Here is a 17,259-nt window from a genome sequence, read left to right on the forward strand (position 1 = left end):
CAGCTCTTGTTATCTTAAAAATGGTAATGGTGCTTGCTGAATTCCGTTTTGAGTTGAAATATAAAAAGATTTTGCGAATCCCTCACTGTGAATACATTCGTCTATTATGAGCATTATAGGAATCTTTCGTAAGTCTAACATTAGCTCCTTTCTAACATGTTCTGCTAAAGCGAGATTTGATATAGATAAAATAAAAATACCTGGTAAACTCTTCGTATTTTCGAAATTCAATAAATTATCTGGTCCATTTTGAATCTGATCTTCCCAAATTTTCAATCGCGATTTTAAATGTTGTGCATATCGCTGACCTTGTTGTACCCTTTCAAATATGAAGTTTTGATTTCCAATCGGAGTTTTAATTTCCCCAACAGCAATTGGATTATATCCATTACCAGTACCTTTTAGCCTTGGATACCAGCACCAGTTTTTTAATAGCTGTTGGCCTACTGCAAACTCATATTTTATTTGATTCATAGTGACAAATCTTTGTACCCCTGCTACTCCAAGCCTTAACCACTGTTCTGGCTTTAAAGAATAGTTTGTATTACGGTTATGATAAGCCCACATCATCAAATGACCAGCAGTATTTAAAGTGATTGGAGCAGAGGTTTTGGGCTGATCCGGAAATAGCTCCGATTTTATCTCCCATCTACTAACAAATCCATACAGTACCAGTTTTTTCAGCGATTCTGAAACCTGTGACCTACTAATTTTAGATTCCACAAAATTCTTAATTTGAGCTTCAGTAATCGCTAATGAATCTCAAATAAGCTTTAGTATTAAATTATCTTTTTCATTTATAAAACCTGAATTAATTCTGTCATAAATACTACGTAAATCTGTGAGTGGTTTGAATTTATCTGGAAGAATTGGTCCCCCCTGCAAAGAGGGGTCATCCCAAAGTGATAAAGATTGATCCCTATTAAGCCAATATTGAACCGCCTTTCCATTCTCTTGTACGGAAACCTGCGGCGCACTCATTAGTTATATAAAAATGCCGTTGGGTCGTTAACTTTTTTGCGTCCAAAAGGAAACTTGAAGATAACCCCCGACCCTCGCTCTTTTTCTACATCCACATTCACAATTCTCATACTTACTACTTCATCCAATACTGGCTGTTCGATTGTTTTAGGGACAATTCCTTTAATTGTGCAGCCTTGGTCCAATTCAACAAAAACTCCAAAACGCGGGTCAACATTTACTACCCTTCCTACAATTGTATCTCCTTCAGCTAATTCAGATAATAACTGATAAGGGTTTTCCACTGCTGCTTTTCTAGAAACGTGGATTAATCGTTGCTCTGGATTAAATTGTAGAACCTTAACTGGGATGCGTTCACCAATAGGTGCATAACGATCCACAGCGTTTTTATACACTCTTCCATAGTTTAGTTCATGTAATTTCATGAAACATTCGGCACCATTGATGCGTAAGAATATAGTTGGAACCTGAGCATTCATGTTGTATCCAGTTACTTCTGCTTCGTAGATTGGCTCTTGCAGTCTTTCATCTTGTTCCAATTCTATTAACTCACGCATTAAAGCATCTGCAGATCGTCTACTTGCTTCTTTTACTGAAACCTGAACTTTATTTCCATCCAGTTCATCAGACATTTGAGTAATTACTACGTTAAAAATATTACCTGTGAATTGTGTAATACTTCTAAAAGAATAATCTGAGAAGTCCTCTTTTTTACAAATACCTATAATCTTTCCGTTTTCAAGGGCGAACTCAGCATATTCAGTATCTGGATCGTCTTTATCGTGTCTTTTAACCGTTCTCAATACGGCTTGAATTGGCTCTTTATATCTACGTAGTCCCTGTAGCTTTTTATACGTTTTTGAATCCATAAAAATATCTCCTCTCCCTCGTTCAATATTTATAAAGTTCAAAAATAATACTTCTACTTGAATTATTGTTACTTTTAGCTAAGAAACTAAGCTTTTTAGAAATATTTTCTGAAATTTATAATTGTGCTATTTTTCATATTTATAACCTTCTATTATTTTTTCATTATTTTCAAAAATCGGAACTCAGCAAGAAGCAAAAGAAGTTATAAACGACATTGTTACTGGTCTTAATGGGAAGACACTATTAATCGTTGCTGTGGTATTTGTAATTGGAGGCGTATTTATTGTTGGTAGTATTGTGAATACTGGCTATGAACCAAATACACATCCAAGTATGCGAGACGATCGTAATCCTTTAGGATGTGCTCATTATGGTAGAGGATGGGACACAGATGGTCTTTTTGGAGAAGCTAAATGTGTTTATAATAAAACTGATGAATCGGATAATAGGTAGTATATAAAGGACTTATCTTTTTTATAGGAAGATAAGGCTTTTGTATGCATAAAGAAAAGACACCCTAAGGTGCCTTCCTCCGACTTGAACCACTTTAATTTTATATAAATATACACGTATTACCCCTTTGTTATACGTGTAAACACATCCTATAAAGCAGAATCGTCTATATACACCAGATTGTTAGTTCATAAAGTACAAGAGATTTGAGATCAGTATTAGAGTGACGCCACACCTTCTATAACGATCGACATGTTACGCCTTTCAAAAGAATCTGCTTTATAGAATGTATCCACATTTTATATTTTACTATATGTAATATTTATTTGGTGTAATTTTTATGAATATGTATAATTGCATAAAGTTTATGAAAAAATGAGAGTATAATTTGGTATTGTGTAATAAAGATAAGGCCCACCTACGGAAATAGGTGGGTTTTTTGTTGGGTATTTCTATCTCATTGCACAAAAGGGAATTTCTATTAAAACCATAGCATATTTTTATAGCTCTTATATTGAGAAAAAAGAAAAGACACCCAAATAAGAGTGTCTTTTCCCATAGTTTTTAGCAGAAGCAAGAAGCTCCAACAATAATTAATAAAATAAATAATACAACTAATAAAGCAAACCCTCCTGCAAAGCCACAGCCGCCACCGCAGCTACCACCAAAGCCCATAATAATTCCTCCTTTAAATAGTAGGAGAAAAATAAGGAGTCACTCATGTATTTTAATGGATTCAAATTACTTTATGTTTTTATGGATTAATTGAGCAGGTCCTTTTGAAAATAGTTTGTATATCGAAAGTAGAGGATTAATTATCCTGCATGTCAATCAATATGCTAAATTGCATATCTAAAAAAGTAGAATTTGTTAACGTTTTCAAAATAAGGAATATTATTATAATTTTCTGTTAATATCAAACTTGTACTTATTATAAAACAAGGGGATGTTTATATGTTTAAAAAAGTTACATTGGGGATATCATCATTAGCGGTGGCAACAGTAGTTGGGTTAGGAATGGCATCGGAGGCATCAGCAGGGCCAGCAGCACCTCTAACTTCTTTAAGTGTAGTAAAAGTAGAATCACAATTGGGTGGAGTTGAATACATTACCCCTAATAGTTTTAGTACAACTAAAGATCATGGGGGAAGTTACTTATATGTTTACACAAAAGAAATAGGGTATGGACAGTTTCCTTTTGCCAAAATGAATGGATTTGATGTAAAAAGTATTGGTTCACAAATAATTGGTGGTAATCCTATTGTAGGTTGGGAATATAAATGGGACGCATCAAATCATCAAGAAGGGACTTTTGAATATCAAAAGACTTCAATAAACTATCCAAGAGATACGTGGCGCACTTCGTTATATATTAAATAATTAGTTATATATTAAATAATTATTTATATATATTCGTAGCATGATAATCCCTTCACAATGTGTGGGGATTTTTTCATAAAAAAAAGACACCCTAAGGTGCCTTCCTCCGACTTGAACCATCTTAATTTTAATAATATGTATTGGACGCCAATCCAATTATTATTTTACCACATTAAGTAATGTTGTACATTGAGAAATTTGTTATACCTCTTTATCTAAATGTAAAAAGTCCTAGAGGGACTAGGACTTTTTGACAGAATGAAAATGATTTTAAAAAAGGACTTATATAACATAACATACGAATGTTTCATAAATGTATCGTAAAAGTGAACAAAATCTATATTTTATCGATTTAAATAATCTGTCATGAATTCTTCGGCTTCTTTTTTTATCTCTTCTGGAGTCAGTTGGTCAACTGGTTTATAATTTCCGTGTTTATCATAGTTGGCCGAATCTTTCTTAGGGTCATAAGTAGATGGTGGAACTTGTTCTTTAGGAACAGCAGGCTCTTCTGTTTTAGGTACTGGTGTTGTTTTTGGTGTTGGATTAGGGATATTTGGTGTAGTAGTTTGTTTTCCGTCGATTTCGCGTAACAAAGGGAAAATTTCTGTATATTTTCTAGCTGATTTTTGCATCAAATCATGACCTTTTTAAAATTCATTTACATGTTTAGCTGTTAATGCGTTTTTCATAATAAAAGATGCATCTGAGAATCCTTGCATTGCTTCTACCATCGTACTATGTAGCTTGCTGTACTTATTAGATGCGCTAATTGATAGCATATCATTTGATACTGTTTCAAATCCTCTTAAAATAGTAATTACTTCTTTTCTCCAGTCTTCATTATCCATCTGTATAGATCCTGAGTTTACACTTTTTAAGTATGCTGTTGTATATGGATCAATATCGTTAAACGATTGATCCAGTTTGGCTCTATATTCAGAATCGGTTAAGGTTTCTTTCTTATCGTTTGTATTACTAGAGGTTGTTTCACTTGAACTTGGTTTTTCTTTTTTTTCAACAGTTTTATTTTCGCAACCCACCGTTAGTATTCCAAGAACAGAAATAATAAGTAATAGTTTTTTCAACCACATCACCTCTAATTTTATTTATGTCAGAGAGTAAAATAAAAGCACTCTTTCGAGTGCCTTCAACTATTCTACTTTTAATTTAATTTCTTTACCCATCATTCCGCCGCGAGCTTTTAAAACTAAGCCTTGTGCGTCAGCAGGAACATCGAAAATAATTTTACCTGTTTGAGTTAAACCGGGGTTAAGTTGTTTTAAGAAGAAATCTGATTTACCACTATTTCCAATATCATAAGCTGTTTGAGCTTGTGTAGAATACTTAAATTCACGGTCCTGATTATCCATTAATTTAAAGCTATTTGCGTCTACAGTGATAGCATCTTTTTGGTTATTAGTAATTGAAATTTCAACTACTTTATATATACCTTTTGCCTTTTCATTTAAATATTCTCCACCAACAGAGTCTACTGATTCAACAGATCCTACAGTAATTTTCACTTTAGAGGATTCTCCCTCTTTAGAAAGTTCCTTTTTAGGCTCTTCTTTTTTAGGTTCCTCTTCCTTTGGCTCATCCTTCTTTTTAGGTTCTTCTTTTTTAGGCTCTTTTTTTACCTCTGTAGAAGCTTGTTGAGTTGTTTCTTTAGCTTTAGGTTTCTCTTCTTTATCTTTTGTTGGTATTAATATCATAGCTAACACAAGGCATACAATCGAACTAATAAAAAGTTTCGCCTTAGGTTTTCTTTTGAACAGAGCAATGATAAATAATACAAACAGCACTATTGAAGCTAGAAAAATTAATACCGCTAGTGTTTCCATATGCAATCCGCCTTTTTTGGTATTTTTTAAATGAAATGTAAGATTTCCGAGCCTATCATAGCAAACAATCAATCTGAATATTGTCATATTCTGTCGAACGAAAAGAAAAAAGCACTCATAAGAGTGCTTTTCCATAAATCTAATGTTTTTTACTAGATTTTTTATGTCCTTTATTTCGTTCACAAGCCACGCTATCGCCATCACGATCTAGATGCGAAGCATAAGCTGGGCTATCTGGAGTTATATCATAGTAACCAGCATTATTTGCATCTGTACAGTTTGCAAAGTGAACTTTCTCTTGCTTAGGTGCAGCTTGTTGCTGTGGTACTGTATTAGCTGCAGCTTTTTGTTGTTCCTGTTCTTTTGCTCGAGCTGCTTCTTGTTGTTTCTTTTGTTCTTCCTGTTGTCTTTGAGTCTCTTCTTGTTTGCGTTGTTCATCTAATCGCTTTTGCTCTTCAGCCTTTTTCTGTTCTTCTAATTGCTTTTGCTCCTCGGCTTTTTTCTGTTCTTCTAACTTCTTTTGTTCTTCGGCTTTTTTCTGTTCTTCTATTTTCTTTTGTTCCTCTTCCTGTTTTTGCTCATCTAATTTCTTTTGTTCATCTTCTTTTTTAGTCTCTTGTTTTGGTTCTTCTGATGTACTCGCTTTATCATTTGAACCACAAGCAGCCAACCCCATAAGTAACACGCTGCATGCTAAAGCCATTAATAATTTTTTGCTCATAATTTAATTCCTCCAAGATATATAAAATGTACTATTTCTGCACAATCTTATCAAAATTGATATTCGTATATTGTCATATAGTGTCGAATGAAAATAAAAAAAGACACCCAAAAGTGCCTTCCTCCGACTTGAACCATCTTAATTTTATTGTGTTGTTATTATATAAGAAAAGAAGACATTGATTTAGATGTCTTCTTTTACTTGTACACTTGGTTTAAGAAGGTATTGTATTGCTTAAAAACCATAAAAAAATATAACATTCATCGAGTAAGTTTATTATAGCATTAATAAATAGAGTTTTTATATGTAATTTTGCATATATATAGATTTATTTATATTTTATCTATATAATTAAATTGTCTGTTTCTTGTTTTAATTCGTTTATTTATTTTGAGTGCTCCAGCAATGGAGCCTTTTTCTATGCAATAAAACATTTTCTTTCCATTACTTAGTTGAGCTATATTAACTTTACTCTCTTAAATTATATCAATATTTTACCAAATAATTATATAGATAACCAGTTTTTTCTAATAATCTAGTGGATTGATAATTTTAATGTTATTTGTTAATCCTTATAGGAAAATTTATCATGCAATGAAGATTGAGAAATCAAGAATTATCAAAAACTTATAGTATCTTTTGGAAAAATATATTTATAATCCGTATATCGATATGTTATAATTTAATTTCTAAAACTACCTAAAAAGGACTGCCAGTATTGGTGGTCTTTTTTAGGTAGTTTTAACTGTATATTGTGAGGTGATTAGTTATCCCTTCTTTCCATTTGATAGGAAAGCGGGTGATATACCTATGGAGTTTTTGTTGGAGCTTCTAAAAGAATTTGTAAAAGCCATTGTACGTGAAGTTTCTGGGTAAGTTTTTAGGAAACAAATTTTAGAAAAAGATAACAAAGACCCACTCCTCGTCGCCGTCCAAAGCAAAAGGGTGGGTTTCGTAAAAAATTAATGATATAACCACCACCCTGACGGTAGCAGTTATTAGAAGAGATGTTAGCGCATCTCTTCTTTTATTATATACACAAGCTATTACTGTAATACTACTACAGTAATTCAAACGTACATAAAAAATCAATGAGCACGTAATAGATATAATGTACAGAAGAAAAGAAACCCAAGGGTGCCTTTTTTCAATTTATTACATCCCTAATTGATTGTAAATTGGTTTGAATACGTGAATTCACCACGATATTTAATTGCAGCGACATAAGTACCGCTTGTATAGCTATCTGTGATAGGGGTTTGCCAAATTTCTGTTCCAGGAATAAATTCTGGTGCTATTGTTTGGAATCGTTCTAGGGTACCATTTGTGTGGATTTTAAAAATTTTCATTTGCGCACCAAAATGTTCTCTACCAAAGTGCTGTGTTAAATAAAATGTATCACCAGTTATTAAATTCCCAATCTTCCAATCTGGTTGATATGTACTTTCCTCTGAATTTTGTAAATCCACAATGGTTTTAAATCCCCAATCATCATTAAGTGGATCTGAGTAAGCTGCAGCTGCTTGTGAGGTAGGCTTACTCATTTCTATTGCAGTAAAACCGCTAAAAGTTAACGCCCCAATTAATGCTAATTTTCCTAACTTCATTATTGTTTCCCCCTATTAATTTTTGTAATTTTTAAAACCAGAAATCATACGCACAATAATATAATATACTGTATTATATTTCAAATATTTTCTAAAAAAATCCATAAATAAAAAAGCACGCCAAAGGTGCCTTCCTCCGATTTGAATCACTTTAATTCTAAGAATATGTATTGGAACCCCATTCAAGTATCATTTTTCTCAATGAATAATTGGTATATTTTAGGGTGTTTTTTACTATTTTTAATGTTAAGATATTTTGGTTGATACTCATCTTATTTTAGGAGGTTGGAAGATCTGTTACATGCTTTTCATATGGATTTTAGTTTCTATACAGAAAATATAAAAGTTTTAGGGTTATTAGGGAATTCTACTCGATTATCAATTGTTTGTAAATTGATTACATATGGATCGTTGTCAGTTTCTGATTTAAGTAAGCAAACAAAAATTACAGAAGATTTGATTGTACAACATTTACGTAAATTAGCCTCTGGAAATATTGTAATTAGTGAACGTATAGGGAAAAGACTTCATTTTAAAATAAAAGATAATAAAACAATTGAGATTATTAGGGTATTAGGATTACTAAGTTAAATTTAATTACTTTCAATATAAATGATTTTGCTATAATTCAAATGTGCAAAATTATATTTAGCCTGCCTATGAAAATAGGTAGGTTTTTAATATACAAAAAGGCGCCCATATAAGGGTGCCTTTTCCAATAGTTTTTTTAGCAGAAGCAACTGCATCCGATAATGATTAATAAAATAAACAATACAACTAATAAAGCAAATCCTCCAGCGAAACCGCAGCCTTCGCCGCAACTACCACCATATCCCATAACAATAGTGCCTCCTTTAGCTCAGAGGGAAAAACTAGGGTTCATTCCATGTGATTTAATGGGTTTACATTACCTTATGTATTTAAGAATGAATTGAGCAGGTCCTTTTGAAAATAAAGAAAAGACACCCTAAGGTGCCTTCCTCCGACTTGAATCATCTTAATTTTAATAATATGTATTGGAATCCCATTCAATTATTATTTTACCATGTTAAATTGTTTTATTCATTGATAAATAAAGAAAAGCACTTTTTTGGAGTGTCCATTACTTATCGCAAGCGATCCCATCGCCATCTTTGTCTAATTTCTTGCTATATCCAGGTTCTCCTTGTTTAATTGGAGCTTTACCGGCTTTTTTCACTTGCGTACAATTTTCGTACACCACATTATTTTGCTCTGATTGTTTTTGTTGTTCCTCAGGCTGACTTGCTGGAGTAGTAGTCTGTTTTTGTTCTTCCTTATAATTCCTTACATCATCAATTACCACTTGATTATTAGATGAATCTACAATTTTAACCACAATGTCATCTTTGCTAGCAATATTGGCTTCTTTTCCATAAGCTCTGAATGCTGTACCTCTATACCTTTCGTATGGTCCAGCAGATGTTTTAAAAGTGGACACAGACAACTCTTTGTCTACCTTATCGTGTTTTGCATATGCATCCAAATCGAAAGCCAAAGTAATTAATTTCCCATCATCACTAATAGCTACCATAGGATTAACACCATCAATCTTCTTATAGGTTTCTGTTAATTTCTTTTGAGTATCATCTTTAAATTTATTAATTTTATCTTGTTTCTTATCAACTGGTTGTTCTACCAGCTTCGGTTCAACTTGTTTTTCTTCCTTTACAGGGGCTGTTTTTGTAGTGACAGCAGGTTTCACTTCTTGTTTTGGTTCTTCTTTCTTTCCAGTAACCGTATTAAAGATAGAAACAACAATGACCAGGTAAATTAAAGAAGCAAGCACCATTTTCGCTTTATTACCAGAGCGGTATCCAAGTATCTTTTGATACCATTTACGCTCAGTTTTATGTATTTCAATATCTGTATAGCTTTTAATCAAGCTTTCTATTTCTTTTCCAGATCCATTTGGAATAAAGGCGAAAGTATCTTTTATCCCCTTGAACTCAAAGTTAGATTTAATAGCGTAGTGATCAATAAACACATCAGTATAGTCATTGAAATAATGTGTAGAGATACTAACTACATCCTTTGCATCTCTATCGTAAGTGAATGTTTGAATGTGTTCTTTTGAAACCGCAGCGTATCCTGTTTTAATTCCCCCAAGAGCAACAGTTACGATAATAGGGGTAATTCCATATTCTTTTTGATACTTAGCAGCTATAGTTTGTTTAGCAAGTTCTAATTCACTTGGCTGTTTTTCTTTTTTCTTTTTCCCCTTGACTTTACTCCCCTTCAAAATGTAAGATTTACAGCAAGCATAACAAAAACAGTTACAACTATATTGTCATATTTTGTCGGAGAAAAATAAAAAACAGGACCAATTAGTCCTGTTGGTATAATTGGTAAAATTATATAAAATATCACCTCTTCCCTTTGGAAATGATTTCTTTTATGATGAAATCAAATCACAGTATATCCTCTTTGTTTTGCAACATTTTCACGTACAATGAAACTTGTTTTGCAAAACGGCATTGCTAACGTTCGTCTAGCTTCTCATAAGCTCTTTGGATGTCGTTGCAAAATTTAAAAATTATTGCTAATCATAAAGAAAAGACACCCAAAGGTGCCTTTTACGCTGTAATAAATTTAAATACATAGTACATAAAGAATAACAAAGATAGACTTGCTAATCTGCCAGCAATTGATTCTTTCATAAATTTCATAAGTATCACTTTGACAATCAATGCTAAGAATAACGGTATAAACAGTACCATAGCAAGTTTGATAGCTAAGTCGTTTATAGTTGGATTAAACGCTTAAAAGTTAATAATATTCACTTATCCCTCTTTTTTATCTATTTATATTTATGATTAGATTTATATTGTTTTGACTAATAAAGTGACGTTAATTTGAGAACCATTTATTTTTGGATTATAAGAGTACTCTCACATTTACGACAAGCAATCTTCTCTTCTTCAAAAATGAATAGATTTTCAGCATCACATTCTGGGCATACAACTGCAAATGGTGTTTTTATATTTTTATAGCATAGGAAAGAAAAGAATGCCATGATTAGAGCAGGTATAATAAGCATCATAATTAAGAATAGGCCCGCAAACAAGCCTGTAATTATGGAAAGTGGTTTCATTAGTTTTCTACCTACGGAGTTTACTTGATTATCCTTTTTACGAAAAGCAGTAACAAGGTAAGTTTGGGTTTCTTTTATTGGCTCAAATGCATTTACCGTATTGTAATCTTGTTCATCCATAGTGGGATAGGAAGTGTTTGGTCCTTGATACCCTCGTTGTATATAATAGTTGTTTGACTCAGCTATTCGTGGTGTATACGAGATTCCAGTTCCAGGTACATAAGTTGTTGTTCTTGATTCAGGTGAAATAGAGTTCCCTCCCATACCTGTGTATGTAAAGTTAATTTTCACACCCGGGGAAAACTGGATAATTCTACGAAATTTATAACCCATAATATTGTATCCTCTCTATACTAATTAATAGAATTCTTTACTAATTATAACAAATTTTTAGTGTTTATATTAATATATTTAGTTATAATGTATTAATATAATACAAATATTTGAATTAAATAATTCAAGGCGTTTTATGAGTCCTTTTTTATAAAAAAAGACACCCAAAGGTGCCTTCCGACTTGAACCACTTTAATTTTAATAATATTTATTATCTATTTTATTAAATTATTACTGGGCCTCTTGCTCACCTTTAGCTTTCATTTGTTTTTCATATACATATTTTGCTGTTGAAAAATCAGTAGGAAAATCACGTAGTGCCTTATTTATAATATTTAATTCTTCTTGCGATTTAATTTCAATGTTATTTAAATAGTCAAATGCTTTGGATTGTTTATTTGCAACATAATTTTGAGTAGAATAATCATCTGGGAAGTCTTTCTTAGCTTTTTCTTTAACCTTATTCATAGCTTCTGTTTTGTCGATGTTCTTTACTGGGTTCGCTAATGTTCCAGTAGTTTGTTCTGGTTTAGGTACTTCTTTCTTTTCCGGTTGAGACTCCGGCTTTACGTCTTCTTTTTTAGGCTGTTCTTGTTCTTGCGGTTTAGGTGTTTCTTGACTCGGCTGTGTAGTTTTTTGAAGTGACCTAGTTTGCTCTTTTTCATAGGAGTCTACTTTAGATTTCAACTCTTTGATTTGTGTTTTTAATTCTTGCTGTTCATTAAAGTGTTGATCGATAAGTTTATCCATATCTTTTTGTGAATACTTAGGTTTCATATCTTCTGATTTGGAATCTTTAAAAATAGCTACGGAAGCAATGATAGCTACTAGTACAGCGATAATTCCAATGATTAGTTTTTTATTCATTTATGTTCCTCCTAAAATACAATAATATTATTATATATCAATTAAGCATTTATAGGTAGAAAAAAAGACACCCTAAGGTGCCTTCCTCCGACTTGAACCATCTTAATTTTAATAATATGTATTGGATCCCCAGCCGAATATTATTTCACCGTATTTATCCATATCTTCAATTAGAAAAAAAGAACAGTATAGTATCTTATTACTGTTTGTTCATAGCCTTTATCTGTTCTTCATAAACATATTTAGTAGTCATGAAGTCATTAGGGAAGTCGTTGATCACTTTCTTCATAACGTTTAGTTCTTCCTGAGATTTGAGGTCAATACCATTTAGATAATCAAACGCCTTAGATTGTTCATCTGCTACATAATTCTGTGTCATGTAATCATCTGGGAAGTCTTTCTTTGCTTTTTCTTTGACGGCATTCATAGCAGCTGTTTTATCGATATTTTTTATAGGATTTGTAAATCCCGATGCAGATTGTTGAACATCTTGTTTAGGTTGTTCTTTCTTTTCTGGTTGAGCTTGAATATCTTGTTTAGGCTGTTCCTTCTTTTCTGGTTGAACTTGAACATCTTGTTTGGGTTGTTTTTGTTTTATTTCTTTTTTTGGTTCGGTTGGAGTTGTTGTAGCTTCTTCTTTGGTGTTTTTTCCGCCAACAACAACAATTACGACAATGGCAATGATAAACCAAAACCACCACTTTGTATAAAATGAGTTTTGCATAATTCGTTTCCTCCGATTATAGGGAATGTAGAATTTCTCCTCCAAGCATAACAAATCCAGTAATAACTGTTTTGTTGTATCATGTCGAAGAAAATAAAAAAAGAGAGCAATAGCTCTCACTCTCAATTAATAGCAACCAAAGATGCTTCAATGATGTATCGCTCAGGTGCATCCCCAATATAGTTAAATGGATAACATGTAGTTAGTGTTAATGTTGGTGTATCTCTTGCGATAATTACGGTACGATCATTCGCATCTGTAATCCAGTGTTTTTGAATTTGATAGATATATATTTTTTTATCATACTCAACTAAAATATAGTCATTTTCTTCTAAATCTCCTAAATTAGTAAATACCGTATCACGATGTCCACTTAAAACAGTATGTCCATTTCCAGAAGGAGTGGTTGTAATGTCACTAACAAACATTCCTACCCCTTTTTTTAAAGTTTTAGCATCAGCACCCCAGTAAACTTGATATTTCTGTTTAGTTTTCGGTATCACCATGTAGGCAATTTGTTCTCCCTTTTGATGTTGAACTTGAGAAGCTGGAATCTGTTTTGGTGATTCTGGTAATGGTTCACTAGTATTTGTAAAATTAGGTTCTTGATTTGGTAGACTATGTTGGGATTGTTCTTTGTTTGATTCATTTTTGACATCTTTTTTATCATTAGTAACAGGTTGTATATTTTTATATTGTTGAATTTCAGTACTTGTTAAGGCTTCAACAGTTTTTCTTGCATCATACCAATCTATAAAGTAATAAACAAAAGTAAAAGAGCCGATAGTAATTAATAAAACTCCTAACCAAACAAGTTTGTTCAAACTTATCACTCCACATTAAAAACGACAGGAATATTCCTGCCGTTTTTAGATATTAGTTTAGGCATTCGTTTTTTTACGACGGAATACAAGAACTGAACCTGCTAATACTAGAGCAGCGCTTGCTAGCATCATCGTAACACCGTTTGATGCTGTATTAGGTAATTTTTCACCTTGTTTTTTTGTTCCATTCTTTACAGCTGTTTGTTTAGTTTGCTCTTGTTTATTGTTAGTTGCTTGGTTGTTTTGTTGTGTATTTTCTTGTTTTACAGGTTCTTTTTTAGTATCTTCCTGTTTAACTGGTTCTTGTGGTTTTGTTTCATCCTTTTTAGTAGTTTGTTTGCTAGCTACAAATTGATCGTAGTCCCCTTTTTTCACTTCACAAGGTAAGCCATCATTGTCACGATCTAAGTCATGAGGATCGTTAGTTGCACTGTATCCATTGCTGTGCCAGAATTCCATAACCTCTTGTTTGTTTTTAAAGTGACCGCAATCCTTGTCGTTTGGATTTTTTTCTGCAAATGCAGCAGAACTGTACCCCACTGTTAATAGTGTTACCGCTGTTGCTGAAACTAATAATTTTTTCATGATTTTCCCCATCTCCCTAAATGGTATGTATTTACATCGGAAATTTTCACATTTAAAAACTTTAAAATATAATAATATTATGTAGATAAATGTAAGATTTCTATATGATAATAGCAAACTATTTATTCGCATGTTGTCATATTATGTCGAAGGTAAATAAAAAAAGAAACCCTAAGGTGCCTTTCTTCAACTTATCCCCCCTTAAAATCAGTTGTTATCTACATAATTGAAGAGATAAAACACCCCTACATTAGTAATTACTTCACGTCCCTATTTTAAGTTTACAAAATCCCGAAAATTCCCTCTTGTAAAAAATAAAAAGAGGGGAATTTTTTTATTAATCTACATGTTAAGTGTGTACAAATCCTAAGGCATACGATCTTTTAAATCTGCTAAAGGTATAAGCTTGTCGACAAGCCATAATTTCTTATTTCCATCATAGATAAGATTTATTTGCATTAATGACATATTATCAGATGAAACACCATTAACTGTAATTTTACTTTTCACTTTTGCCAATACATTTGCTTTTGTAGTATCCAAAAATGCATAATACAACTCGCCACCTGTGTATTCAGATTGAAATGAAACTTTCTTCTTTTCTTTCTCATCTCCAGTTCCAGGAGCAGATTGCGTTGGTCCACCTGGTGGTGTTAATTCTTTCTTTGCATTTGGTGTTATATATGCATCGATATTAGCAAGGTAAGATTCGCCTTTACCTGTATCATAAGTACGGAAAGCTTTAAGAAATCGTTCTGCAGCTTCCTTTACTTGTTGTTGATTATTACTCTTTAGAGCTGACAATTCTTTTTTCGTATCGTTGTATTGTGCCTCCACCTTTTCCACTTTTTTCGTTAATTTTATATTATCAGTTTTAAGTTTTTCGTTATCAGATTGATATTTTATTAAAAACCCTACACTAGCTATTAATAAAATTGCTATTATAATGGTGATTTTCTTCATGATTTACCTCCTTTTCGCAGTTTCATAAGTTGCTAGATGTTACATGCATTATTATCTAACTACACGACCATATCCCGCAAAATGCTGTTGAAAATATGGTTTACTTAAATCAGCATAGCCAATTGGATCGCCAGCATGATACATTGTATTATTTCCTACATAAATGCCAACATGCGTAATGTAGTTACTTGTAGCATAAGTGCTATGGAAAAATACTAAATCTCCTGGCTTAGGATCTGTTACACGTTGGGTTTTATCCCATTGGGTTTGTGCAGTACCAAATAAATTAATACCAACCCTTGAATACGTATACTCAATAATTCCACTACAGTCAAATGATGTATTTGGCGTTCGCCCTCCAAAAACATATGGCCATCCTTGATACTTTAGTGCTTCTGCCATAATTGCTTGGAATACATCATCACCTAAAACACTACCACCAGCAATTCCACCAGAACCACCAGGAGTTTGTCCAGGTTGATAGTATCTCATAATATGTGGGACATAATCGGGATCACCATAGCACCAATTATTAGCTACAGCCTCTGCACTTCGCCACGAACCACATTTATAACCATTTTTAGCTGATTGCTCTGCAGAAAATGCCCTTGCATTCTCGTGAGTATATCCACCTTTCGAAACTGCATAGTTAGCGTAGCCAGTTCTATAGTTATAACATTGTAATGTAATATTTTGATCCCCATTGGATTTTTTATGACAATCAGCAAAATGCATTAAACCATATTTTATACTTTCCTCTGGATCAGTAAAATACCCTGGAGGATACCCTTGTGATTCTGAGCTTTGCATTACATCTAATTGTGTTCCAGAACTTTCTTGTTGGATAAGAGCAAGAATTAAAGGAGTCATTGCTTCAATACCATGCTGTGCCGCATATTTCCTTACCAATGGCTCCCATCTCATTACTTCAGGACTAACACTTGCTGTACCTGGGGCAAAAGGACCACCAATTCCTCCAGGACTGACTTCATCTTCACTCATACTAGCAGTTAATAAAAATATGACTATACCTAAACCTGCAACAACAGCCAGAATAACACCGGCTATTATTAATAATGGCTTTGCAACAGCAACTGTAGCTGCCTTTTGAGCTACTTTAACTGCTACTTTCTTCCCTACTTGTGCAACTGCTTTACCCGCTACTTTTGTTCCTTTACCAGCCGTCTTCCCTAAAGAATGGCCTGCCTTTTTCAAGGCAGGCTTAGCATTCCCTAGCTCAGCTTCAGGATGATGTTCATTTTCAAAGTCGCGATTTGGTTCCGCACTCAATGTATAAACCCTCCCTCACGAGCTGAATTATTTTGGTTTTATGGTCTCTTTTGCTTTTACATTTTTTAAGGCTTCTTGTTGCGTTTGTGCTTTCGTTTCAACTTTTTTAATTGCTGCCCCTTCTTTTACCTGTTGCTGATTATTTACTTTAGGAACACTTTTAGTTTGTTGTTGATTAATTTGTTTTACCTCTACTTGTTTTTGTGGTGTACTCACCTGGGAAGTAGTGACTGACTTACTCTCTATCGGGTTCGGTTGTGATGGTGTCGTCCCCGACTGTGGTGTTGTGATTGGTTTGCTTTCCATCGGATTCGCTGGTATCGATGTTGTTCCTGACTGTGGTGCTGTAATTGGTTTACTCTCAATCGGATTCGATTGTAATGGTGTTGTTCCTGACTGTGGTGTTGTGATTGGCTTACTTTCCATCGGATTCGATTGTAATGGTGTTGTTCCTGACTGTGGTGTTGTGATTGGCTTACTTTCCATCGGATTCGATTGTAATGGCGTTGTTCCCGACTGTGGTGTTGTGATTGGCTTACTTTCCATCGGATTCGATTGTAATGGTGTCGTTCCTGAATGTGGTATTGTGATTGGTTTGCTTTCCATCGGATTCGCTGGTATCGATGTTGTTCCTGACTGTGGTATTGTGATTGGTTTGCTTTCCATCGGATTCGATTGTAATGGTGTCGTTCCTGACTGTGGTAT

18 protein-coding genes and 3 pseudogenes are annotated in these 17,259 nt (G+C 33.3%); 3 read left to right on the plus strand and 18 right to left on the minus strand.

Annotation, left to right across the window (positions count from 1 at the left end; all coding sequences use genetic code 11):
* Positions 1-9 precede the first annotated feature (9 nt).
* A pseudogene (locus AC1Q8L_RS23130) lies at positions 10-981 on the minus strand (hypothetical protein).
* Complete coding sequence (locus AC1Q8L_RS23135; RefSeq protein ID WP_098283023.1) at positions 981-1,850, minus strand: RNA-binding protein; 870 nt, start codon at positions 1,848-1,850, stop codon at positions 981-983. Before AC1Q8L_RS23135 ends, AC1Q8L_RS23130 begins: the two are co-directional and overlap by 1 nt.
* A gap of 108 nt (positions 1,851-1,958) precedes the next feature.
* Between AC1Q8L_RS23135 and AC1Q8L_RS23140 the strand changes: the two are divergent.
* Positions 1,959-2,304 (plus strand): annotated as a pseudogene (locus tag AC1Q8L_RS23140) (hypothetical protein).
* Between the two features lie 564 nt (positions 2,305-2,868).
* Here AC1Q8L_RS23140 and AC1Q8L_RS23145 read toward each other — a convergent pair.
* Entirely contained in the window at positions 2,869-2,979 is a 111-nt protein-coding gene (locus AC1Q8L_RS23145; RefSeq protein WP_000505681.1) for a YjcZ family sporulation protein, read from the minus strand.
* 279 nt (positions 2,980-3,258) lie between these two features.
* Here AC1Q8L_RS23145 and AC1Q8L_RS23150 point away from each other — a divergent pair, with 279 nt between their 5' ends.
* Entirely contained in the window at positions 3,259-3,684 is a 426-nt protein-coding gene (locus AC1Q8L_RS23150) for a DUF4879 domain-containing protein (protein WP_025118671.1), read from the plus strand.
* A gap of 344 nt (positions 3,685-4,028) precedes the next feature.
* Here the strand turns inward: AC1Q8L_RS23150 and AC1Q8L_RS23155 are convergent, their stop codons facing one another.
* The 5 genes from AC1Q8L_RS23155 to AC1Q8L_RS23175 all read right to left on the minus strand — a co-directional run bounded on the left by AC1Q8L_RS23155 (position 4,029) and on the right by AC1Q8L_RS23175 (position 7,856).
* On the minus strand, positions 4,029-4,319 hold the full coding sequence (locus tag AC1Q8L_RS23155) for a hypothetical protein (protein WP_416084264.1): 291 nt from the start codon (positions 4,317-4,319) through the stop codon (positions 4,029-4,031).
* Between the two features lie 15 nt (positions 4,320-4,334).
* Complete coding sequence (locus AC1Q8L_RS23160; protein WP_416084265.1) at positions 4,335-4,772, minus strand: hypothetical protein; 438 nt, start codon at positions 4,770-4,772, stop codon at positions 4,335-4,337.
* A gap of 66 nt (positions 4,773-4,838) precedes the next feature.
* A complete protein-coding gene (locus AC1Q8L_RS23165) occupies positions 4,839-5,528 on the minus strand; it encodes a DUF4352 domain-containing protein (protein WP_000448839.1) in 690 nt (229 codons plus the stop codon).
* A 139-nt stretch (positions 5,529-5,667) separates the two neighbouring features.
* A complete protein-coding gene (locus AC1Q8L_RS23170) occupies positions 5,668-6,249 on the minus strand; it encodes an excalibur calcium-binding domain-containing protein (protein WP_098311868.1) in 582 nt (193 codons plus the stop codon).
* 1,163 nt (positions 6,250-7,412) lie between these two features.
* Positions 7,413-7,856, minus strand: a complete 444-nt coding sequence (locus AC1Q8L_RS23175) for a DUF5065 family protein (protein WP_000765889.1) — start codon at positions 7,854-7,856, stop codon at positions 7,413-7,415.
* A gap of 312 nt (positions 7,857-8,168) precedes the next feature.
* On the opposite strand from AC1Q8L_RS23175, the gene AC1Q8L_RS23180 reads away from it, so the two are divergent.
* Positions 8,169-8,447 carry an ArsR/SmtB family transcription factor gene (locus AC1Q8L_RS23180; protein WP_002153664.1) on the plus strand — a complete coding sequence of 93 codons (279 nt, stop codon included), beginning with the start codon at positions 8,169-8,171 and terminating at the stop codon, positions 8,445-8,447.
* 136 nt (positions 8,448-8,583) lie between these two features.
* Here AC1Q8L_RS23180 and AC1Q8L_RS23185 read toward each other — a convergent pair whose 3' ends face one another.
* The 10 genes and pseudogenes from AC1Q8L_RS23185 to AC1Q8L_RS23230 form a co-directional block, all read right to left on the minus strand.
* On the minus strand, positions 8,584-8,694 hold the full coding sequence (locus AC1Q8L_RS23185; RefSeq protein WP_000540371.1) for a YjcZ family sporulation protein: 111 nt from the start codon (positions 8,692-8,694) through the stop codon (positions 8,584-8,586).
* Between the two features lie 264 nt (positions 8,695-8,958).
* Entirely contained in the window at positions 8,959-10,116 is a 1,158-nt protein-coding gene (locus tag AC1Q8L_RS23190; RefSeq protein ID WP_098311869.1) for an excalibur calcium-binding domain-containing protein, read from the minus strand.
* A gap of 624 nt (positions 10,117-10,740) precedes the next feature.
* Positions 10,741-11,301 carry a DUF4236 domain-containing protein gene (locus AC1Q8L_RS23195; RefSeq protein WP_000540754.1) on the minus strand — a complete coding sequence of 187 codons (561 nt, stop codon included), beginning with the start codon at positions 11,299-11,301 and terminating at the stop codon, positions 10,741-10,743.
* Positions 11,302-11,532: 231 nt separating this feature from the next.
* Positions 11,533-12,168: a hypothetical protein gene (locus AC1Q8L_RS23200; RefSeq protein ID WP_001035532.1), complete on the minus strand. Its 636-nt coding sequence runs from the start codon at positions 12,166-12,168 to the stop codon at positions 11,533-11,535.
* A gap of 199 nt (positions 12,169-12,367) precedes the next feature.
* Complete coding sequence (locus AC1Q8L_RS23205) at positions 12,368-12,892, minus strand: hypothetical protein (protein ID WP_098311879.1); 525 nt, start codon at positions 12,890-12,892, stop codon at positions 12,368-12,370.
* A 122-nt stretch (positions 12,893-13,014) separates the two neighbouring features.
* On the minus strand, positions 13,015-13,716 hold the full coding sequence (gene srtD / locus AC1Q8L_RS23210; RefSeq protein WP_025118677.1) for a class D sortase, LPxTATN-specific: 702 nt from the start codon (positions 13,714-13,716) through the stop codon (positions 13,015-13,017).
* A 57-nt stretch (positions 13,717-13,773) separates the two neighbouring features.
* Positions 13,774-14,301 (minus strand): excalibur calcium-binding domain-containing protein, encoded by a 528-nt coding sequence (locus AC1Q8L_RS23215; protein ID WP_098311878.1) that lies wholly within the window; start codon positions 14,299-14,301, stop codon positions 13,774-13,776.
* Positions 14,302-14,667: 366 nt separating this feature from the next.
* On the minus strand, positions 14,668-15,264 hold the full coding sequence (locus AC1Q8L_RS23220) for a YddI family membrane protein (RefSeq protein WP_000724393.1): 597 nt from the start codon (positions 15,262-15,264) through the stop codon (positions 14,668-14,670).
* Positions 15,265-15,315: 51 nt separating this feature from the next.
* Positions 15,316-16,554, minus strand: coding sequence for a bifunctional lytic transglycosylase/C40 family peptidase (locus AC1Q8L_RS23225; RefSeq protein WP_492339499.1), 1,239 nt, complete (start codon positions 16,552-16,554; stop codon positions 15,316-15,318).
* Positions 16,555-16,581: 27 nt separating this feature from the next.
* Positions 16,582-17,259: pseudogene (locus AC1Q8L_RS23230) on the minus strand (CD3337/EF1877 family mobilome membrane protein); the annotation flags it as partial.

The organism is Bacillus sp. GW823-FHT06A11 (assembly GCF_058795355.1).